At 73.9% G+C, this 19965-nt stretch carries 17 protein-coding genes; 9 read left to right on the top strand and 8 right to left on the bottom strand.

Going from position 1 to position 19965, the window contains the following annotated elements:
• Positions 1–43: 43 nt before the first annotated feature.
• Both HS99_RS02460 and HS99_RS02455 read right to left on the bottom strand, forming a co-directional pair.
• Complete coding sequence (locus HS99_RS02460) at positions 44–646, bottom strand: CBS domain-containing protein (protein WP_030555598.1); 603 nt, start codon at positions 644–646, stop codon at positions 44–46.
• Between the two features lie 9 nt (positions 647–655).
• Positions 656–1351 (bottom strand): CBS domain-containing protein, encoded by a 696-nt coding sequence (locus tag HS99_RS02455; RefSeq protein WP_030555600.1) that lies wholly within the window; start codon positions 1349–1351, stop codon positions 656–658.
• Positions 1352–1810: 459 nt separating this feature from the next.
• Here HS99_RS02455 and HS99_RS02450 point away from each other — a divergent pair, with 459 nt between their 5' ends.
• The gene (locus tag HS99_RS02450) at positions 1811–2695 is read left to right on the top strand and encodes a YhjD/YihY/BrkB family envelope integrity protein (RefSeq protein ID WP_046385472.1); all 885 of its coding nucleotides are present in this window, start codon (positions 1811–1813) and stop codon (positions 2693–2695) included.
• 90 nt (positions 2696–2785) lie between these two features.
• Here the strand turns inward: HS99_RS02450 and HS99_RS02445 are convergent, their stop codons facing one another.
• Complete coding sequence (locus tag HS99_RS02445; protein ID WP_046385471.1) at positions 2786–3214, bottom strand: DUF7144 family membrane protein; 429 nt, start codon at positions 3212–3214, stop codon at positions 2786–2788.
• Positions 3211–3861 (bottom strand): STAS domain-containing protein, encoded by a 651-nt coding sequence (locus tag HS99_RS48305; protein WP_360329626.1) that lies wholly within the window; start codon positions 3859–3861, stop codon positions 3211–3213. Before HS99_RS48305 ends, HS99_RS02445 begins: the two co-directional genes overlap by 4 nt.
• Positions 3862–3935: 74 nt before the next feature.
• Between HS99_RS48305 and HS99_RS02435 the strand changes: the two genes are divergently transcribed.
• The 4 genes from HS99_RS02435 (at position 3936) to HS99_RS02420 (ending at position 6781) form a co-directional block, all read left to right on the top strand.
• Positions 3936–4283, top strand: coding sequence for a hypothetical protein (locus HS99_RS02435; RefSeq protein WP_030285786.1), 348 nt, complete (start codon positions 3936–3938; stop codon positions 4281–4283).
• A 76-nt stretch (positions 4284–4359) separates the two neighbouring features.
• On the top strand, positions 4360–6003 hold the full coding sequence (locus HS99_RS02430; RefSeq protein ID WP_094743023.1) for an MFS transporter: 1644 nt from the start codon (positions 4360–4362) through the stop codon (positions 6001–6003).
• Positions 6000–6464: a DUF6325 family protein gene (locus HS99_RS02425; RefSeq protein WP_046385470.1), complete on the top strand. Its 465-nt coding sequence runs from the start codon at positions 6000–6002 to the stop codon at positions 6462–6464. Before HS99_RS02430 ends, HS99_RS02425 begins: the two co-directional genes overlap by 4 nt.
• Before the next feature lie 50 nt (positions 6465–6514).
• A complete protein-coding gene (locus HS99_RS02420) occupies positions 6515–6781 on the top strand; it encodes an SHOCT domain-containing protein (protein ID WP_030555603.1) in 267 nt (88 codons plus the stop codon).
• Between the two features lie 116 nt (positions 6782–6897).
• Here HS99_RS02420 and HS99_RS02415 read toward each other — a convergent pair whose 3' ends face one another.
• From HS99_RS02415 to HS99_RS02405, 3 genes are all read right to left on the bottom strand, one after another.
• On the bottom strand, positions 6898–8247 hold the full coding sequence (locus HS99_RS02415; RefSeq protein ID WP_030555604.1) for a chloride channel protein: 1350 nt from the start codon (positions 8245–8247) through the stop codon (positions 6898–6900).
• 122 nt (positions 8248–8369) lie between these two features.
• Positions 8370–9101 carry a CBS domain-containing protein gene (locus tag HS99_RS02410; protein WP_030285795.1) on the bottom strand — a complete coding sequence of 244 codons (732 nt, stop codon included), beginning with the start codon at positions 9099–9101 and terminating at the stop codon, positions 8370–8372.
• Positions 9102–9107: 6 nt separating this feature from the next.
• A complete protein-coding gene (locus HS99_RS02405; protein WP_043481129.1) occupies positions 9108–11831 on the bottom strand; it encodes a bifunctional acetate--CoA ligase family protein/GNAT family N-acetyltransferase in 2724 nt (907 codons plus the stop codon).
• A 284-nt stretch (positions 11832–12115) separates the two neighbouring features.
• Between HS99_RS02405 and HS99_RS02400 the strand changes: the two genes are divergently transcribed.
• A complete protein-coding gene (locus HS99_RS02400; protein ID WP_232790626.1) occupies positions 12116–14512 on the top strand; it encodes a glycoside hydrolase family 65 protein in 2397 nt (798 codons plus the stop codon).
• A gap of 6 nt (positions 14513–14518) precedes the next feature.
• Here the strand turns inward: HS99_RS02400 and HS99_RS02395 are convergent, their stop codons facing one another.
• Positions 14519–15136 (bottom strand): Rv1733c family protein, encoded by a 618-nt coding sequence (locus HS99_RS02395; RefSeq protein ID WP_050367052.1) that lies wholly within the window; start codon positions 15134–15136, stop codon positions 14519–14521.
• A gap of 260 nt (positions 15137–15396) precedes the next feature.
• Here HS99_RS02395 and HS99_RS02390 point away from each other — a divergent pair, with 260 nt between their 5' ends.
• The 3 genes from HS99_RS02390 (at position 15397) to ppsA (ending at position 19926) form a co-directional block, all read left to right on the top strand.
• The gene (locus HS99_RS02390; RefSeq protein ID WP_030555609.1) at positions 15397–15930 is read left to right on the top strand and encodes a flavodoxin family protein; all 534 of its coding nucleotides are present in this window, start codon (positions 15397–15399) and stop codon (positions 15928–15930) included.
• A gap of 165 nt (positions 15931–16095) precedes the next feature.
• Positions 16096–17361 (top strand): APC family permease, encoded by a 1266-nt coding sequence (locus HS99_RS02385; RefSeq protein ID WP_030555611.1) that lies wholly within the window; start codon positions 16096–16098, stop codon positions 17359–17361.
• Between the two features lie 201 nt (positions 17362–17562).
• A complete protein-coding gene (gene ppsA / locus HS99_RS02380) occupies positions 17563–19926 on the top strand; it encodes a phosphoenolpyruvate synthase (protein ID WP_030285805.1) in 2364 nt (787 codons plus the stop codon).
• The last annotated feature ends 39 nt before the right edge of the window (positions 19927–19965 follow it).

Genomic DNA, 19965 nt, shown 5'->3' with positions numbered 1-19965 from the left:
GGTGCCCGGTTCGCCCGAGGACGAGCAGGCCGGCGGAGCGGGTTCAGGCCGCGGCGGCGAGCCGGAGTTCGACGCCGGCCACGCCGGGTACGGAGCGCACCAGGCGCTCCAGGACGTCGGCGGAGACCATGTCCGGCAGGCTGCCGGTCAGGGTGATCCGGCCGTTCTCGGAGCGGATGTCGGTGTCCACGGCGGCGCTCGGGCCGAGAGTGGCGACGAGCTCGAAGCGGACCCGGTCGGCGAGTTCGCGGTCGTCGCCGAGGTAGACCTTCAGCAGGTCACCCCGGCTGACGATGCCGACCAGGTAGTCCTCCTCGTCCACGACCGGGAGCCGCTTGAGGTGGCCGCGGGCCATCGCCCGGGCGGCCTCGTTGAGCGGGCTGCCGGGGTGCGCGGTGACCGCCGGGACGGACATCATCCGCCCGGCCGTCAGGGCGTCGGCGCGCTCGCCGTCGCGGTCCCGGGCGGTGAGCAGGTCGGCCTCGGAGACCACCCCGACCACCCGGCCGTCGCCGGTCAGCACGGGAACGGCGCTGACCCGCCAGCGCTGCAGGGTCTCGGCGACCTCCCGGAAGTCCGCGTCGCGGCCGACGGCGACCACCGCGTGGGTCATGACGTCGGCGACGGTGCTCGGTGTGCTGGTCACGGCGGCCTCCTAGGAAGCGGCGCGGTAGGCGCGGGGGTGTTCCAGGTGCGGGTCGGTGTCGTCCTCGGTCCAGTCGAGGGCCGCGTGCACCGCGACCACGCCGTCCACGGCGCGGCAGAGCTGCTCGGTGATCGGGATCAGGCTGCGACGCGGCAGCCGGCCCCTGAGCGTGACGACGCCCTCGTGAACGCCGACCACGACGTCGCCGGGGGTGAGCCAGAGGGTCTGGCCGAGCACGTCGTGGTTGATCTCGTCGCGGATGGCCGCGTCGTGGCGCAGGAAGACCTCCAGCAGGTCACGGCGGCTGACGATCCCGACCAGACGGCCGGCCTCGTCCACCACGGGCAGCCGCTTGACGCGGTGCTTGTCCATGGCCCGGGCGGCCTCCGGCACCGACCAGCCCGGGCGGGCCGTGACGGCGGGGCTGGTCATCAGCCCGCCGGCGGTCTCCGCCTCGGCCCGGGCACGGTCCCCGGCGTCCAGCCGGCGCCCGGGGAAGCGGCCCTCGGGGTCGGGAAGGACAGCTTCCTTGCGGAGCAGGTCGGCCTCGGACACCATGCCGAGCGGCCGTCCCTGGTCGTCGATCACCGGGATGGCGGTGATGTCGTTGCGGTGGAACAGCGCCGCAACCTCCTTGAACGGTGTGTCGGGCCGGGCGGTGACGACCTCACGGGTCATCACGTCGCCGACGCTGCGGTGCTGCATCGTCCTCACTCCTCCTCGGGTGGTTCCGCCTCCACTGTCCGTCCGCCGGAAGCCACCGGACAGGGCCGTACGGTCCCCGCCGACAGGGCCGGGTCGGCCCAGGACGCATCGGCCCCACCGGGGGCCGGGGAACTCACGCATCGGACGGGGCCCGGCGCCGGAGCAACAGCACAGTCAGCACGGTCGGGTGGTTCCACAGGCCTCCCGGAACTCCGCGCGGCCGTGCCGCTGAGCACCATTGCCCCGTAGCGCGCGGCGCCCGACACCCGGGGTGAGCCGTCCGGGCGAGGAACGGCGGACGGCTGCGGCCGGTGGCGTGTGGGCCGTTGCGCTGAACGGCAGTCCGCCGGAGATGCCCCGCATCCTCCCGTCGCGCAGTCTTGGACGGAATCCGGGGTCCTCGCGTCGGCGACGAACCACGGCGGCCGGAGGGCCGACATCGGCCGGAGGGAGAACACAGTGGCGGAACAGCCCGGCCGGCCCGGCCGCTCCCGGTGGCTCCGCGCCGGATCCACCTGGTTGCGGGGGCGGACGGCCACGCTGCGCGACGCCCCGTTCCCGCGCCGGCTGGTGGCGCAGCTGGTCCACATCCATGTCCTGGACATGTCCACCCGCCTCGCGGCGCAGGCCTTCCTGACCGCCGTTCCGGTGCTGTTCGTACTGGCCGCCTTCATGCCCCAGGAGGTGCGCAACAGCGTCTCCGAATCCTTGCGCACCGTCCTGGGGCTGCGCGGCGCCTCGCTCGACGAGGTCAACCACGTGCTCCAGACCGACCTGACCCAGACCACCGACACCTTCGGCGCCGTCGGAATCCTGGTGACCCTGCTCTCGGCCACGAGTTGCAGCCGCGCACTGCAGCGCTTGTGCGAGCGGAGCTGGCACCTGCCCCATCTGGCGGGACGCCTGGCGGCCTGGCGGTGGCTCGCCTGGCTGCTGGTCTGGCTGACCGCCCTGACCGTCCAGGGGAAGGTGTGGTCCGGGTTCGGAGTGGGCCACGGCCTCGGGGTCTTCCTGTACCTGCTCACCGCCGCTCTGCTCTGGTGGTGGACACAGCACCTGCTGCTCGGCGGCCGTGTCCCCTGGCTCCCGCTGCTGCCCGGGGCCGTGCTGACCGGTGCCGCCCTGACGGCGCTCGCGTGGGGATCGCGGCTCTACGTCCCCCGCTCGCTGGAGCGCAGCGTGACGCAGTTCGGCCCCCTCGGCCTGGTCTTCACCCTGCTCAGCTGGCTCATCGTGGTGTTCACGGCCGTCACGCTCGGGATCAGCACCGGCTACGTGGTGGCGGGCCAGGGCCGACTGGCCCGGCTGCTGGCGACGCCCGAGCCGGCCTCGGCCGACGACTGAGGTCCACGGGAAGCGGCCCGGCCCCCGGCTGATCGCCGGGGGCCGGGCCGGCCACGGTGTCAGGGCCCGGGACGGGCGCCCTCCGGGCCGTCAGGTCTCCTTTCTGACCGTTCCGACGCACAGCGCCCAGATGACGAAGACGTCGAGCGCGATCAGGACGACCGCCCAGAACGGGTAGTAGGGCAGCCACAGGAAGTTCGCGATCATTCCCAGCCCGGCGACGACCACGCCGACGGCACGGGCCCAGACGGCGCCGCTGAACAGCGCCACACCGGCCAGGACGAGGACGACCCCGAGGATCAGGTGGATCCACCCCCATCCCGTGGTGTTCATCGAGTACACGTAGTGCCGGGTGACGACTATCAGGCTGTCCTTGGCGATGCCGGCGATCCCCTCGAAGATCGCCATGATGCCGCCGGCGATCAGCATGATCGCGGCGAAGACTGTCCACCCGGTCACGAAGGGACGGTTCTCGGGTGCCTGGGCGGTGCGGCCCGCATCGGTGACACTGCTGGTCATGACATGGACTCCTTCGGTAGCGGCAGCCTCGCCGGGAACGGGAGGCGAGAGGGGGGAGAACTCGCGTGGAGGGGATCCGGTGAACCGGCACCCGCCCCGCTCCCGACCGGCTCGGCCGGAGAAGTCAGGAGGTCGGTGAGGCGGAGGAGAACGAGGATCCGGCCGAGCCCCGGTCGGACGCCGACGAGCCGGAACCCCGCACAGTGGACGCGGCAGATCCGGCGGGCCTGGAGAAGGGCGTGCACACCGGCGGCGTCGCAGAAGGTGAGGGCCGCTACGTCGAGGTCCAGCCGTGGCCGGCGAGCCGCGAGAGCCCGCACGACGGCGTCGATCAGGAGCGGCGCGGTGGCGATGTCGAGTTCGCCCTCCAAGGCCACCGACGTGGCGCCCTGGGCGTCCCCCGTCCTGGTGCGGAGTGGGTCGTGGTCTTCCACTACGACCGCCTCGCTAGCTCGGCTGGCTGACGGACCCCGGAACCGGAGCCCTGTGGCCACCGTAGGGCCGGGCCCGCCGGCCGGGCAGGGCCGCTCGGACCGCGGCAGTGGTCCATACGGCCCTGCCCGTCGTCCGGTCGCGCACAGGAACGGCGCCGTGACGCGGAGTCCTGCGGGCGTCCGGCCCCCCGGGCCATGGGCCGGACGGCCCATGGCACTTCGCGCGGGCCCTGCGAACGTCGGAAGGTAGGGATCGTCCCACCGCATCCAGCAAGGAGGCGAGGCACATGCCCGGCACCCACCACCTGGTAACGCGTCGCACCGTCGCAACCGGACCCACCGAGCTCGGACGAGTCGACTGGGTCGTGATCGGCTCGTCGATGATCATCGCAGGCGCGATCAAGCACGCGCTGTCGGGCGTCGTCGCGATCGCCAAGGGGATGCTGCGCCCTGCTCCGCACGGTGCATCCGCGCCGGACCGCCCCGCACCCGCCGCTCTGAGCGTCGACGAGAGGGACGGCTGGATCCTCATCAGTGCCCTCCTCCTCCTGACCGGCGCGATGGCCCACGTCCGAGGACGCGTCCGGGAAAGCGTCAGGGCGGCCAACCCGGCGCATCGGCGGACGGGGACGTGACGCCCACAGCACGCGGAACACGTGAGCGTGGCCGGATCGACGCGAGCGCGGACGCGTGAACCCTTCAGGAGGTGCCGTGAACCGGTGGAAGGCGCTGATCATCCTGGGGATGGCGCAGTTCCTCATGGTGCTGGACGCATCGGTGATGAACGTGTCGATCAGCCAGCTGGTCATCGACTTCGACACCGAGGTGACGGCGATCCAGGCGGTCATCACGCTCTACACGCTGGTCATGGCAGCCTTCATGATCACCGGCGGCAAACTCGCCGACATGTTCGGTCGCCGCCGGGTGTTCGCCGGCGGGCTCGTCGTCTACGGGGTGGGATCGGCGCTCACCGCCGTCGCGCCCACGCTCGGGGTGCTGGCACTGGGCTGGTCCGTCATCGAGGGCTTCGGTGCCGCGCTGGTCCTCCCCGCCCTGGCCGCCCTCGTGGCGAGCACCTACCAGGGCCGGGACCGCGCGGTCTCCTACGGGGTCATCGGCGGCCTCGCCGGTGCGGGGATCGCGGTGGGCCCGTTGCTCGGCGGGTGGGTGACCACGTACCTGACCTGGCGCCTGGTGTTCGCCGGGGAGGCCGTCCTCGTGGTGGTCATCCTCCTCCTGATCCGCTGGATCACGCCGCAGCCCGCGCCCGCGACCCGGCCCCGGCTCGACCTGGGCGGGGTGCTGCTGTCGGTCGCGGGACTGGCCCTGGTGGTGCTGGCCGTGCTGCAGAGCAGCTCGTGGGGATGGCTCCATCCGCGCAACCCCCCTTTCACCGTTTTCGGGTTCTCCCCGACGGTCTTCGTCATCGCCCTCGGCCTCGTCCTGCTCTATCTCCTCCGCCTCTGGGAGGAGCACCGGGCGGATCCGTTGGTGCGGTTCAGCCTGTTCCGCATTCCGAGCCTGCGTTCCGGCCTGCTGATGCTGTTCAGCCAGAACGTCATCCTGCTCGGCCTGTTCTTCGCCATTCCGCTCTACCTCCAGGTGGTGCTGGGGCTCAACGCCTTCGAAACCGGCCTGCGGCTGCTGCCCGTGTCGGTCACGATGCTCGTGGCGGCGCTGAGCGGCCCCGCGCTGAACAGGTTCGTGTCCCCGCGCACGGTGGTCCGGACCGGCCTGCTGGTGCTCTTCGCCGCGACCCTCTGGCTGCTCGGCACCATCGAGCCCGAACTCGACGACCTGTCCTTCGCCCTGGCGATGGCGCTGCTCGGTCTCGGCATGGGCCTGCTCGCCTCCCAGCTGGGCAACGTCGTGCAGTCGAGTGTCGGCGAGTCCGAGCGCAGCGAGGTAGGCGGGCTGCAGTACACCGCTCAGAACCTCGGCTCGTCGCTGGGCACCGCGCTGATCGGAGCCATCGTGATCAGCGCCCTGGCGGCCGCCTTCACGGCAGCGATGGCCAAGGACCCGGCGGTCTCGGAGACGGTCCGACAACAGGCCGGCATCCGGATCGAGTCGGGGCTCAACTTCGTACCTGCCGACCAGGCCGCCGCTGCCCTCGCCAAGACCTCGATCCCGCCGGAGGAGGCGGACGCCGTCGTCTCGGCCTACCGGACGGCCCAGCTCGACGGCCTAAAGGTGGCCGTGCTGGCCGCCGCCGGCATCACCCTGGCCGGCTTCCCCTTCACCCGTCGGCTGCCCGCCACCGGGAGCGGCTACGGCCGCGTCCCGGCTCCCACCCGCGGTACGCCTCCGGGCGGACCCGGTGATTCCACTGAACAGCACGAGGAGCTGCCATGAGCGACACCATCGACGAAGAGTTCAACGAAACCGGCCCGATCGACTACCTGATCGTGGAGTTCCCCGGTACCCGTCTGACCGGCGAGGGCATGCCCCTGCTCCTGGACCTGGTCGAACGGGGCATCATCCGGATCCTGGACCTGACCTTCGTCAAGAAGGAGCCGGACGGCTCGCTGACCGCGCTGGAACTCGCCGATCTGACCGGCGACGGACAGCTCGACCTCACCGTGTTCGAAGGGGCCTCCTCGGGCCTGCTCGGCGACGACGACATCAGTGAGGCGGCCAAGGCCCTGGAACCCGGCAGCTCGGCCGCCGTCCTCGTCTACGAGAACCTCTGGGCCGCTCCGATGGTGGGAGCCCTGCGCCGCGCCGGCGCCCAGCTCGTCGCCAGCGGTCGGATCCCGGTCCAGGACGTCCTGGCGGCTCTGACAGCCGTCGAGGACGCCGGCAGCCCCGTCTGACCGGCGCCGTACGACCCGCACGAACCGAAGCACGACCGAAGGAGGAACCCGTGCCCGGACTGATTCGAGGAGTGGCCCGCACCGCCGTGGTCGCGGGGACGGCGACGGCCGTCTCCAACCGCGTCTCACGGCGGCAGGCCGGCCGGTGGGCCCAGCAGGACCAGGCCGCCGCCTACCGGGATCCGCCGCCGGCCGCTGCTCCCGGCAGCACCGACGACACGATCGCCCAGCTCCAGAAGCTCGGCGCCCTCAAGGAGCAGGGCGTCCTGACCGAGGCCGAGTTCGCCACCCAGAAGGCAAAGATCCTCGGCACCTGACCCGCTACGGGCCGGACGTCCCTTCTCCCCGGCCCGTGATCCCTCCGCCCCGGCCGCGCCTCCCCGGCCGGGGCGGTCCTCTCAGGCCGGCGGTGACCGACAGGCCCCGCTCCCCTTCAGCCACGAACGACAGGGGCGCTCGCTCCCGCACCGCTTGGGCCGATCCGCAGCGTCAGGACGTAGGCGACCACCACCGAGACGATCACCAGCGGCATGACGGTGAGCCCGTCGGCGCCCAGCAGCAGGGTCGCGAGCAGCACCGAGGTCATCGGCAGCCGCAGCAGCGCGACGCACATGGCGCCGATCCCCGTCGCGAACGCGGCGGTGAGCGGCAGTCCCGCCAGGTGGGAGAGGGCCGTGCCCCCGGCCGCCCCCAAGAACATCGCCGGGAACACCGGCCCGCCCCGGAACGCGCTGAGCGAGGCGCAGTAGGCCAGTCCCTTGCAGGCGACGAGCAGGCCCAGGGCACCGACCGAATAACCCGCGTGACCCGCCAGCAGCGGGCCGATCGCGCTCTGCCCGGAGTAGAGCACCTCGGCCGCGCCCTTGCCGGTGGCCTCGGCGTAGGCGATGGCGCACCCGGCGACCACCAGGCCCATCACCACCGTCGCGGGCACCGTGCGCCGCTCGACCCGAGCCCGGAGCAGGAGGGCCAACCGGCGGATACCGGCGCCGAGCAGGGCCGCCGCCACCCCGATCACCAGCGCCCAGCCGAACCCCGGGAGGTCGGGCCGGTCCGCGTGCGGCACGTCGGTCAGTGTCAGGGAGTAGGTGCCGAGACCGGTCCAGCTGCCGAGGCCGAGGAAGACCAGGGAGCCGATACCGGCGGCGAGCAGGCCGGGGACCAGCACCGCCCCCATCATCGGGCCTCCGAGCCCCGAGGCCTCCATCAGCAGGAAGGCGCCGAGCAGCGGCGACCCCAGCAGCGTGCTGACGGCCGCGAAGCTTCCGGCGGCCCCGACGACGGCGACGACCGGCGGGGCGACGTCCCGGCCGGGCCGCTTGACCGCCAGCACCGCCAGCCCGCCGCCCAGGGCGATCAGCGGCGCCTCCGGCCCCAGGACCGCGCCCAGGCCGAGGGTGGCCAGCGCGGCGAGGAACACTCCCGGTAGCTCGATCGCGCTCGGTGTGCCCGTGGTCGCCAGGCCCGCGGTCGGTTCGTGCCCGCCGGTTCCGGGGAGGTGGCGGACGGCCGCGCCGACCAGCAGCCCGGCGACGCCCAGCAGCGGCAACGGCCACCAGGGCGGTGTCCCCTGGAAGCCCAGCGCCTTCGGCAGGTCCGTGTAGGTCGCCGACTGCAGTCTGGAGACCAGGGCGAGGAAGCCGTAGGCCGCGGCCGAGATCAGCACCCCGAGGACGGCCGCCAGCGCCAGCAGCTCCAGGTAGCCGAAGGTGCGGACGAGCGCCGCCGGATCCGATGGGTCCGCGCCGGGTGCCGGGGACCGGTGGTCGGCCGACAAGCGCATCGCCCTCCTCGGCGCCGGTCTGCGGGTGGACACGCGGCGGCGGCCGCGTCCCCGACGTCTATCACGCAGCGGCCGCCAGCGCGGAACGATCCGGACGCGGCCGGTCGGCGGTGCGCCGAGCCTCACCCGCTCGGCCCACCGCCGGAACCCGTGGTGTCCGCGTCGTCAGTGACCGGCGGCCCCGGATCGATGTCGTCCAGGTCCCAGCTGAGGTGGTCGGCCAGGGCCCTGAGTCCGTCGATGCGGGCGAGTTGGAGGCAGAGGGTGGCGGCGTCGCCGCGGGTGCGGGTGCGGCCGGTGATCGAGAGCAGTCCGCGTTCGCAGCGGATGTGCAGGGAGGCCGGGACGACTCCGCTGCCGGGTGTGAGGGCGAGGGCGAACGCCTCGGAGCGGACGGCCTCGTCCTCGCGGCGCAGGGCGTCCAGCAGGTCGTGCGTGGAGAGCAGACCGGTCAGGCGGCCGTCGGCGTCCACGACGGGCAGGTGGTGCAGGGAGTGCCCGGCGACCAAGGCCACCGCCTCGGTGACGCTCATGTCCTCCGTGACGGTGACCGCTGGGGAGGTCATCAGGTCCCGGGCGAGGAGTTCCCGGTCCGGGTCCTCCGCGGCATGGGCGACGAGCAGGTCGGAGGCGGCGACCACACCGGCGACGGTGCCGTCGGCGCCCACCACGGGCGTGATGCCGCGCCGGGAGGCGATCAGCACTGCGGACATGGTGGCGAAGTCGGTGCGGGGGGTGACGGCGACAGCGGCACGGCTCATGCAGTCGCGGACCCGGGTGCGGACGGGTGGGCGTGCGGGCTCGACAACCGGGAAGGTGTCGGCCGGGGTGCCGTCGAGAATGCTGTGCTTCATGGGGGTTCACTCCCCCTCGACGGCCGCCGGGCGGCGCAGCCGTCGCAGGTAGGGGTCGAAGGACGGACGGCGTTCGAGGCGGACCCGGGCGTCCACGCAGAGCGCGCCGTCCGGGCGGGCGATGACGGGGTTGAGATCGGCCTGGGCGAGTTCGGGGAAGTCGTCGGCGAGCCGGGACAGCCGGGCGAGGACGGACCGTACGGCGGCGAGGTCGACGGGTGGCGCCCCGCCGTCGCCCAGTAGCAGCGGCGCGCTGCGCAGTTCGGTGACCATCGTGCTCAGGTCGCGTTCGCTGAGCGGGGCGAGCCGGGCCACCCGGTCGGCCAGCACGTCGGCGGCGGTGCCGCCCAGGCCGAGGACGATCAGCGGGCCGAACACCTGGTCCTGCACGACTCCCGCGAGCAGCTCGACGCCGGGCGCGGCCATCGGCTGGACCACCGCTCCGGCCAGCCTGTCCCCGAACCGTCGCGTGAACTCCCGGTAGGCAGAGCGCACTTCGGCATCATCACCCAGTCCGGTGCGGACCGCTCCCGCGGCGCTCTTGTGCACCTGCCCGGGCCAGTAGGCCTTCAGGACCACCCTCCCCTCGTACCCGAGGCGACGCAGCCCCGCCGCGCTGACGGACGCCATGTGCTCGTCGCGGGCCCACACCGAGGTGGTCAGCGGCAGCCCGTAGGCCTCCAGCAGGTCGGCGGTGGAAAGCGGGTCGAGCCAGCCGCCCTCGGGATGGGCGGTGAGGTAGCCGTCCACCACACTGCGGGCGGCGCGGCGGTCGCAGCCCGGGGCGTCGGCCGGCGGCGAGGACGGCTCCGCGAGCCAGCGGGCGCGGTCCCGGGCGTGGGCGAGGGCGCAGGCGGCGGAGAGGCTGTCGGAGTAGGCCGGGAGGCTGCCGCCGTCGGCGCAGCCGTGGTACCGGACGGGCACCTGCTGGTCGAGCAGTACGGCCGCGATCGGGACGCGCCGCAGGGCCGGGCCCTCCAGCAGGGCGCGCACCGGGTCGTGACCGGGGGTCTCGCACAGCGCTGTCGGCACCAGGCAGACCAGGATCGCGTCGACGCCCTCCTCCTGCTCCAACGCGTGCAGGAACAGGGCGAGTTCGGTGGGGCGCACCGCCGCCGTGGTGTCCACCGGGTTGCGGACGGAGGCGCCGGGCGGAAGCAACTCCCCCAGCTTCGCGGGGAGTTCCGGCAGGGTCAGTCCGGCCTCGACGCAGGCGTCGGCGGCCAGGATGCCGATTCCGCCCGCGTTGGAGACCACGGCGACCGCGCCGCGCGGGGCGGGCAGCGGCTGGGCGCGCAACAGGGCGGCGGCCTCGACGAGTTCCTCGATGCTGCGGGTGGCCGTGATGCCGGCCTGTCGGAACAGCGTCTCCCGGGCGACGGTGGGGGTGGCGGCGGCCGCGGTGTGCGAGGCGGCGCCCCGGCGGCCGGCGGTGGAGCGTCCGGCGTCGACGGTCAGCACCGGGATCGTCCGGGTGACCCGGCGGGCGGTGCGGGCGAAGGCGCGCGGGCTGCCGAAGGACTCCAGGTGGAGCAGCGCGAGATCGGTCCGGCCGTCCGCCTCCCACCACTGGAGCAGATCGTTGCCGCTGACGTCGTACTTGTCACCGAGCGAGACGAAGCTCGACACCCCGACGCCCAGCCAGGCCAGCCGCTGCAACAGCGCGATCCCCACGCCACCGCTCTGCACCGCCACGCCGGCGCTGCCCGGCCTCGGGAAGGCGCCGCCGAACTCGGCGTCCAGCCGGACGACGGGATCGGTCTGGGCCATACCGAGGCTGTTCGGCCCGACCAGGCGCATGCTGTGCCGACGGCAGGCCCGCATCAGCCCGCGGGCCTCGTCCGCCCCGAGGCCGGAGGTGAGCACGACCAGCGCCCGGACGCCGGCGGCGCCACATTCCTGGGCCACCGCGGGGACGGCGCCCGCGGGCACGGCCAGTACGGCGAGGTCCGGCACGGCGGGCAGTGCGCGGACGGACGGGTAGGCGAGCCGGCCGTCGATCTCCGCGGCATACGGGTTGACCGCCCAGACCTCGCCCACGAAGCCGCCCCGCCGGATCTTCCCGAGGACGGTCCGCCCGACCGAGCCCGCCCGCCGGGACGCCCCGACCACCGCCACCGAGGCGGGGCGCAGCAGCGACGTCAGGCTCGCGAGGTCGGCGCGGCGGCCGCGTTCGTCCACGGCCGAGCGGTAGCGCTCGCCGTCCTCGTCGTCCAGCGGTACCCGGATCCTGACCTCGCCCTGGGCGTAGCGGCGCTCGACCGGGAGCCCGAGGTCGGCGAAGACCTGGTGGACGGCCCGGTTGCCGAACAGGGTGTCGGCCTCGAAGAAGCGGATGTCGGCGGCTCGGGCGGCGTGCACCAGGTGTTCCAGCAGCAGGGTGGCCGCGCCCCGGCCCTGCCAGCTGTCGGCCACCGAGAGGGCCAGCTCGGCGGTCTCCGGCGGCTCGTCCAACAGCTCGCAGTCCGCCTCGCCGATCAGCGCCTCCCCCACCCAGGCGCCGAGCGCCAGGAGACCTGGCCGCGGTGTGCACAGCCGGTCGGCGGCCTGCGCGGGCGCGTTGCGGCTCACGCCGAAGAAGCGCATCCGGCGGCTCTCCTCGGACATCCCTTCGGCGTGCAGGCCGAGCACCGCCTGGTGGTCGTCCGGGCCGAGCGGGCGGAGTTCGACGGTGGTGCCGTCGGCCAGCAGGGCCTCGGTGGTGGTGTGCGGCGGGTGGACGGTGGACATGGCGCCTCCTCGGCCGTCGCCGTGCTACCCCTCCAGCCTCCGCGCGCGCCGCCCACGCGGGGAGGGCCGACCGGCCCCGACCAGCCCGCCGAACGGCGTGGCGGCCGGGGCCCCAGAGGGACGGGCTGGCGACGGGGGACCGGTCACCCGTCGACCGCCCTCCCCGACCGGTCCGCGCCGGGCGGGCCGGTGGCTGAATCCGGCGGCGGGCGGACCAGCGGCGAGCGGCCCGGCGGCGCGGTGCGCAGACTGGAGGCAGGCCAGTCGGCACAGGAGGTCACCTCGTGGCACCAGACCCGCCTGCGGGGTACCCCGACATGCCGGACCGGTGGACGCTCCGCTACCAGGGCTTCGACCCCGTCGAGGAGGGGCTGCGCGAGGCGCTGTGCGCGATCGGCAACGGCTACCTGGTCAGCCGGGGCGCGGCGCCGGAGTCCGTCGCGGACGGCGTCCACTACCCGGGGACGTACCTGGCTGGCTGCTACGACCGGGTCGAGTCGACGGTCGCGGGGCGGACGGTCACCAACGAGGACCTCGTCAACTGCCCGAACTGGCTGCCGCTGACCTTCCGCCCGGCAGGCGGCACGTGGTTCGCCGGACCGCCTGCCGAGCAGACCCTGGAGCTGGACCTGCGCCGTGGCGTGCTGGCCCGCAGCGCGCTGGTGGTGGACGAGCGGGGGCGGCGGACCCTCCTGGTGCAGCGCCGCCTTGCCAGTCAGGCCCGGCCGCACCTGCTCGTACTGGAGAGCACCTTCACGCCGGAGAACTGGTCCGGCCCGCTGGAGGTCCGCTCGGCCCTGGACGGCGGCGTCACCAACACCGGTGTGCTCCGCTACCGTGGGCTGACCGCGTGCCACCTCGTCCCGGCGGGTCAAGGAGTGGACGAGGCCGGGCTGCTCTGGCTGGAGGCCGATGCCGTCAGCTCTCCGCTGCGGATCGCCCTGTGCGCCCGGACGAGCACGGACCGCGCGGCGCGGGTGGGCACCGAGTGCCGCGAGGGCTCGGCGGCCCACCTCCTCACCCTGGACACCGAACAGGGCCGCCCCGTCACCGTGACCAAGACCGTCGCGGTCCACACCTCCCGCGACCGGGCGATCGAGACCCCGCTGCGCGCCTCCCGCCAACTCGCCGCCGAGGCCGGGAGCTTCGACGAGCTGCTGACCGAGCACTCCCTACGCTGGGCCGAGTTGTGGCGCCGCTGCCGGATCGAGGCCGACTTCGACGGCGCCGGCCCGCTGCACCTCAACCTGTTCCACCTGCTCCAGACCTACTCCGAGCACTCCGTCGACCTGGACGTCGGCATCCCGGCCCGCGGCCTGCACGGCGAGGCGTACCGCGGGCACGTCTTCTGGGACGAGCTGTTCGTCCTGCGGCTGCTCAACCTCCGCTTCCCGGAGCTGGCCCGCGCAGTCCTCCGCTACCGCCACCGCCGTCTCGACGCCGCCCGCCGCCAGGCCCGTGAGCTCGGCCTGCGTGGGGCGGCGTACCCGTGGCAGAGCGCCGCCGACGGCCGGGAGGAGTCCCAGCAGCTGCACCTCAACCCGCTGTCCGGCCGCTGGCTGCCCGACCACAGCCACCTCCAGCGGCACGTCGGCTCGGCCGTCGCGTACAACATCTGGCAGTACTACCAGTCCACCGGGGACCGGGACTTCCTGGCCACGGCCGGCGCCGAGATGCTGCTGGAGATCGCCCGCTTCTGGTCCTCGGCCGCCTGCTACGACCGCTCCCAGGAGCACTGGTCGATCCGGGGCGTGCTCGGCCCCGACGAGTACCACGACGCCTACCCCTGGGCGGCCCGGCCCGGCCTGGACGACAACGCCTACACCAACGTGCTCGCCTCCTGGGTGCTGGCCCGCGCCCAGGACGCCTTGGAGGTCCTGCCCGGCTACCGCCGCGACGAGCTGCGCGAACGCCTCGCCCTGGACGACCTGGAACTGGACCGCTGGCAGGAAGTCGGCCGGCACCTCCACGTGCCCTTCCACGACGGCGTGCTGAGCCAGTTCGCCGGCTACGAGCGGCTCGCCGAACTCGACTGGGAGAGTTACCGGCGCCGCTACCCCGACCTACGGCGGCTCGACCGGATCCTGGAGGCCGAGGGCGACACCGTCAACCGCTACAAGGCCTCCAAGCAGGCCGACGCGCTCATGCTCTGGTTCCTGTTCTCCGCCCGCGAGGTCCGTGACCTGCTGCGGCGTCTGGGCCACCCGGCCGGCCACGAGTTGCTGCGCCGCACCACCGGGTACTACCTGCGTCGAACCGTGCACGGTTCGACGCTCAGCTCCGTGGTGCACGCCTGGGTGCTCACCCGCTCCGACCACCGCGCCTCCTGGCACCACTTCCGCGACGCCCTGGTCGCCGACCTCCGCGACAGCCAGCACGGCACCACCGCGGAAGGCGTCCACCTCGGCGCCATGGCGGGCGCGGTCGACCTGCTGCAACGCTGCTACACCGGTTTGGAGCTGCGCGAGGACGCCCTCTGGCTCGACCCCCACCTGCCGTCCGCCCTCGGTCACCTGGAACTCGACCTGCGCTACCGGAGCCACTGGGGCCTGACGATCGCCGTCGACCGCCGTACGGTCACGGTCAGCCTGCGCGAGGACCGCCAGGAACCGGTCCGCATCCGCCTGCGCGGCACGGAGGCGACGATCCGACCGGGCGAGACCCGCCACTTCCACCTCTGACACCGTTCACCGCCGCCCGGACCAGCGCGGCTCCACCTGCTCCCAGGCGGCCTCCCAGCCCTTCTCCGCCCGCCGCTCCAGCGCGTGGCGGCGCAGCGCGAAGACGCCCTCCGCGCCGAAGCCGAGCACGGTCACCGTGCCGAAGCCGACGAGCACGGCGTCGGTGACGATCAGGTCGACCGGCTTGGGCGCACGGACGGGGTCCCCGGCGTCGTTCAGTCCGACCCGGACGGCCGTCCCGGCGAGGGTGCCGTCCGGCACGGGCACGATCCCGGTGCCGGGGCCGACGGGGTAGGTCCAACGGGCCGGGGCGTACACCCGCACGCCGCCCGCGCGCGGATCGGCCGACCCCGCCGGGCCCGTGGTGACCGCCGTGACGGTGTGCCGGTGCCGAGCCGCCTGCTGGGCGGTGTGCGTCTCGGCGCGGTACACCAGCAGCGCAGCGGCGGCGGCCACGACCAGCGTTGCGAGCATCGCCAGCGCAAGCCCGGCCACGAGGCGGCTGTACGCCCGGTCGAGCGGGCGGCAGAGCGGGCTGTGGTCCCTGCCGGTCGCCCGGCGCACGTGGCGGCGCAGGGACGTGTGCGTCGACGGGTGCCTGGGCGTGGTGACTGTGGCGGACATGTCTCCTCCGTACCGGGGCGGCGGGTGCTCCCGTGCACCAGTCTTCCGAGCGCTCCCCCGGCTGCCCGAGGGCCTGACGGCCCCGGTGCCGGGCCCCAAGGGGTAATCCGTTGCGGGCCACTCGTCCCCGGTGGCGCCGAGAGCATCCCCGGCGGACACGGCACTCGGCGCAGGCCCGTCCGGCCGCCCGGTCCGGGCCGTTCGACCCGCGCCGGGCGGGCGGCCCCGGAGCGAGCCTGGGGTGACGAAAGGTGGAGACGATGCACACCGTGATCGTGTACGAGAGCATGTACGGCGACACCCGCGAGATCGCCGAGGCGATAGCCGAGGGAATCCACCAGGCCGACCCGAGGGCGGCTGTGGACTGCCTGCCGGTGGCGGAGGCCGACATGGAGACCACCCGGTCCGCGGACCTGCTGGTGGTCGGCGGACCGACCCACATGCACGGCATGTCCTCCGGGCTCAGCAGACGGATGGCCGTCGCCGCCGAGGCGCACAAGCAGGACCGTGAGCCGGCCGCGGCCGAGGCGCGGGAGACCGCCGAGGGACCGGGGCTGCGGGCCTGGTTCCACGATCTGCCGCAGGCCGGATCCGGCGCCTGCGCCGCCGCGTTCGACACCCGGGTCGACATGCCCCGGGCCGGTGGCGCCGCCAACGGCATCGCCCGCCGGCTCTCCGGCCACCACTACGAGATGGTCGCCGAACCCGAGGGCTTCATCGTCGAGGACAACGACGGCCCGCTGCGGACCGGCGAGCTCGCCCGCGCCCGCGCCTGGGGGGCAGGGCTGGTCTGACCGCGTTCGGTCGTTCCGAGATCGTCGCGCACGCCCACCGGAACTCCGAGGAGCACGGCCACCGGACGCGGTGAGCGCACCGCCCCGGAGGCCGGTGGTCGTCCTCGTGCAGCACCTCCAGTAGGGTGCGCGCCGACATCGAAGAGCGTCGAGAGGCACGGATCCATGACTTCGTCGGCACCGGCGACCGGGCCCGGGGAGCTGAGGCGGCACCTGGGCGTGTTCGACGCTGTGGTGATCGGGCTCGGCTCGATGATCGGCGCCGGGATCTTCGCCGCGCTGGCCCCGGCGGCCTCGGCGGCCGGCTCTGGGCTGCTGCTGGGTCTGGGGCTGGCCGCCGTGGTCGCGTACTGCAACGCGACCTCCTCCGCGCGTCTGGCCGCCCGCTATCCGCGGTCGGGTGGCACGTACGTGTACGGGCGCGAGCGACTCGGGGACTTCTGGGGCTACCTGGCCGGGTGGGGGTTCGTGGTCGGCAAGACCGCGTCGTGCGGAGCGATGGCGCTGACCGTCGGCTCGTACGTGTGGCCACAGCAGGCGCACGCGGTGGCGGTCGCGGCGGTGGTGGCCTTGACGACGGTGAACTACCTCGGGGTGCAGAAGGCGGCCTGGCTCACCCGCGCCATCGTCGCCGTCGTACTCGCCGTGCTCGCCGCCGTGGTCACCGCCTGCCTCACCGGCGACAACGTCGACACCGGCCACTGGGCGGTCGGTACGGACGCCGGATTCCGCGGCGTGCTCCAGGCGGCGGGGTTCCTGTTCTTCGCCTTCGCCGGGTACGCGCGCATCGCCACCCTCGGCGAGGAGGTCCGCGACCCACGGCGGACCATCCCCCGCGCGATCCCGCTCGCGCTCGGCATCACGCTGGTGGTGTACGCCGCCGTCGCGCTCGCCGCCCTCGCCGTTCTCGGCCCCGACCGCCTGGCCCACGCCGGCGCTCCGCTGACGGAGGCGGTCCGGGCGGCCGGGGCGCCCGGCCTGGCCCCGGTGGTGCGCGTCGGCGCTGCGGTGGCCGCCCTCGGCTCCCTGCTCGCACTGATCCTCGGTGTCTCCCGCACCACCCTGGCGATGGCCCGCGACCGGCACCTTCCGCACGTCCTGGCCGCCGTGCACCCGCGCTTCGCCGTGCCGCACCGCGCCGAACTCACCGTCGGTGCGGTCGTCGCCGTCCTGGCGGCCGTCGCGGACGTGCGCGGGGCGATCGGCTTCTCCTCCTTCGGCGTGCTCGCCTACTACGCCGTCGCCAACGCCTCCGCCTGGACCCTCACCCCCTCCGAGGGGCGCCCGCCGCGCGTGGTTCCGGTGTTCGGCCTGGCGGGGTGCGTGGTGCTGGCCTTCGCCCTGCCCGGCGCCTCGGTGCTGGGGGGCGCCGTGGTGCTGGCCCTCGGCGCCGCCGCCTACGGCGTGCGCAAGGCCCTCTCCCGCACCTGACCGTCCGGCTGGGGCGGACCGGGTACGGCCCCGGACCGCGCCCGCCCGACGGGCCGATCGGCCCTCCCGGGACGACCAGCCGGACCAGCGTCCGGAGGCGTTCGCCCCTGGGCTCGACCGCGCGCCCCGACGGACAGTGACAGGGACGGAGCCCCCGGCGCGTCCGGCGCCGGATCACCGCGAGCGCGCCTGGAGGCAGCCATGCGCCGTGTCATCCGCTTCCGCGACCTCGGCCGGGAGGACGTCGGCCTGGTCGGCGGCAAGAACGCCTCTCTGGGCGAACTGATCAACGGCCTCGGTCCCGCCGGAGTACGGGTACCGGACGGTTTCGCCACCACCGCCGACGCCTACCGCGAACTGCTCGACACCGGTGGCCTGCGCGAGCGGATCGCCGAGCAGGTCGACCAGCTGCACGGGGGCGCCCCGCTGCCCGAGGTCGGCGCCTCGATCCGCTCCGCCATCCTGGCCACTCCGCTGCCCGCCGCACTGGCCGGGGACGTCCTGACGGCGTACGGGCACCTCGCCCGCGGAGCCGGGCGCACCGACCCCGACGTCGCGGTGCGCAGCAGCGCCACCGCGGAGGACCTGCCGGAGGCGAGCTTCGCCGGCCAGCAGGAGACCTTCCTCAACGTCCGGGGCGCCGACGCCCTGCTGGACGCCTGCCGGCGCTGCTACGCCTCGCTGTTCACCGACCGGGCGATCGACTACCGGGAGCGGATGGGCTTCGACCACCTCGCCATCGCCCTGTCCATCGGCGTGCAGCTCATGGTGCGCTCCGATCTCGCGGGCGCCGGCGTGGTGTTCACCCTGGACACCGAGACCGGCTTCCCGGGCGTGGTGGTCATCAGCGCCGCCTGGGGGCTGGGCGAGACGGTGGTCAGCGGTCAGGTGGACCCGGACGAGTACACGGTGTTCAAGCCGGTGCTCAAGGACCACCGCCTCGACCCGGTGGTCCAGGTGCAGCTCGGCGCGAAGAGCCGGAAGGCCGTGTACGGCGAGGACGGCTCGACCACGACCGTCGACACCGACGAGACCGAACGGGTCCGCCCGGTGCTCGGCCAGGGCGACATCCGCACCCTCGCCGAATGGGCGGTGGCCGTCGAGGAGCACTACGGCTGCCCGATGGACCTGGAGTGGGCCAAGGACGGCATCACCGGGCAGCTGTTCCTCGTCCAGGCCCGCCCGGAGACCGTGCAGTCCCGCCGGCACGGCGAGGTGCTGCGCCGCTTCCGGATGACGGGTACGGGTGAGCGGCTGGTGGACGGCATCGCGGTCGGCGAGGCGGTCGGTGCCGGGCCGGTGTGCGCGCTGGCCGAGCCGGTCCGGCTGGAGCGCTTCCCGCAGGGGGCCGTCCTGGTCACGGAGATCACCGACCCGGACTGGGAGCCGCTGATGAAGCGGGCCGCCGCGATTGTCACCGACCACGGCGGGCGCACCTCGCACGCCGCGATCGTCAGTCGGGAGCTGGGCGTGCCGGCGGTGGTCGGCACCGGTTCGGCGACCGCCCTGCTGACCGACGGGCGGCAGGTCACGGTCTCCTGCGCCGAGGGCGCGGAGGGCCACGTCTACGCGGGCCGGGTCGCCTACGAGGCGACCGAGACCGACCTCGGATCGCTTCCGGCCACCCGGACCAAGGTGATGCTCAACCTCGCCGACCCGGGCGCCGCCTTCCGCTGGTGGCGGCTGCCGGCGGACGGCGTGGGCCTGGCTCGCACCGAGTTCGTGGTCGCCCACCAGGTGCGCGTCCACCCGATGGCGCTGGTCCACCCCGAGCGGTTGTCCGCCGAGGACCGGCGGCTGGTGGACGAGCTGACGTACGGCTACCCCGACCGCACCGACTACTTCGTCGACCTGCTCGCCCGAGGCGTCGCCCGGATCGCCGCCTCGCGCTGGCCGGACCCGGTGGTGGTGCGCACCAGCGACTTCAAGACCAACGAGTACGCCCGGCTGGTCGGCGGTGCGCCGTTCGAGCCGGTCGAGGCCAATCCGATGATCGGCTGGCGCGGCGCGAGCCGCTACTACGACCCCGGCTACCGCGAGGGGTTCGCCCTGGAGTGCCGGGCGCTGCGCCGGGCCCGGGACGAACTGGGGTTCACCAACGTGGTCGTGATGATTCCGTTCTGCCGCACCCCGCAGGAGGCCGACCAGGTCCTCGCGGTGATGGCCGACAACGGGCTCGCCCGGGGCGCGAACGGCCTGCGGGTGTACGTCATGGCCGAGATCCCGGCCAACATCATGCTCGCCGAGCAGTTCGCCGAACGCTTCGACGGCTTCTCGATCGGCAGCAACGACCTCACCCAGCTCACCCTCGGGGTCGACCGGGACTCCGGCCTGCTCGCCCACCTCTTCGACGAACGCAACCCGGCCGTCACCCGCAGCGTCGAGTCCCTGATCGCGACCGCCCACGCGGCCGACCGCCACGTCGGTCTCTGCGGCCAACGCCCCAGCAACGACCCGGACTTCACCCGCTTCCTGATCGAGGCCGGGATCGACTCCATCTCCGTGACCCCGGACAGCTTCGCCGCGGTGAAGCACGCGGTGGCCTCGGCCGAGGCGGAGGGCTGACGGCGCACGGGCTGCACGGAACCGCGGCCCGCCGTTCGG

The sequence above is a fragment of the Kitasatospora aureofaciens genome (assembly GCF_001188955.3).
In the GTDB taxonomy this organism is placed as follows: domain Bacteria; phylum Actinomycetota; class Actinomycetes; order Streptomycetales; family Streptomycetaceae; genus Kitasatospora; species Kitasatospora aureofaciens.
This window is presented reverse-complemented; position numbering and strand designations above follow the sequence as displayed.

Bases quoted from the DNA above. Each gene is read 5' to 3' on its own strand.
- HS99_RS02455 (WP_030555600.1), bottom strand. From the start codon at position 1,351: ATGCAGCACCGCAGCGTCGGCGACGTGATGACCCGTGAGGTCGTCACC.
- HS99_RS02445 (WP_046385471.1), bottom strand. From the start codon at position 3,214: ATGACCAGCAGTGTCACCGATGCGGGCCGCACCGCCCAGGCACCCGAG.
- HS99_RS48305 (WP_360329626.1), bottom strand. From the start codon at position 3,861: ATGGGCCGTCCGGCCCATGGCCCGGGGGGCCGGACGCCCGCAGGACTC.
- HS99_RS02435 (WP_030285786.1), top strand. From the start codon at position 3,936: ATGCCCGGCACCCACCACCTGGTAACGCGTCGCACCGTCGCAACCGGA.
- HS99_RS02425 (WP_046385470.1), top strand. From the start codon at position 6,000: ATGAGCGACACCATCGACGAAGAGTTCAACGAAACCGGCCCGATCGAC.
- HS99_RS02415 (WP_030555604.1), bottom strand. From the start codon at position 8,247: ATGCGCTTGTCGGCCGACCACCGGTCCCCGGCACCCGGCGCGGACCCA.
- HS99_RS02410 (WP_030285795.1), bottom strand. From the start codon at position 9,101: ATGAAGCACAGCATTCTCGACGGCACCCCGGCCGACACCTTCCCGGTT.
- HS99_RS02405 (WP_043481129.1), bottom strand. From the start codon at position 11,831: ATGTCCACCGTCCACCCGCCGCACACCACCACCGAGGCCCTGCTGGCC.
- HS99_RS02395 (WP_050367052.1), bottom strand. From the start codon at position 15,136: ATGTCCGCCACAGTCACCACGCCCAGGCACCCGTCGACGCACACGTCC.
- HS99_RS02390 (WP_030555609.1), top strand. From the start codon at position 15,397: ATGCACACCGTGATCGTGTACGAGAGCATGTACGGCGACACCCGCGAG.
- HS99_RS02385 (WP_030555611.1), top strand. From the start codon at position 16,096: ATGACTTCGTCGGCACCGGCGACCGGGCCCGGGGAGCTGAGGCGGCAC.
- ppsA (WP_030285805.1), top strand. From the start codon at position 17,563: ATGCGCCGTGTCATCCGCTTCCGCGACCTCGGCCGGGAGGACGTCGGC.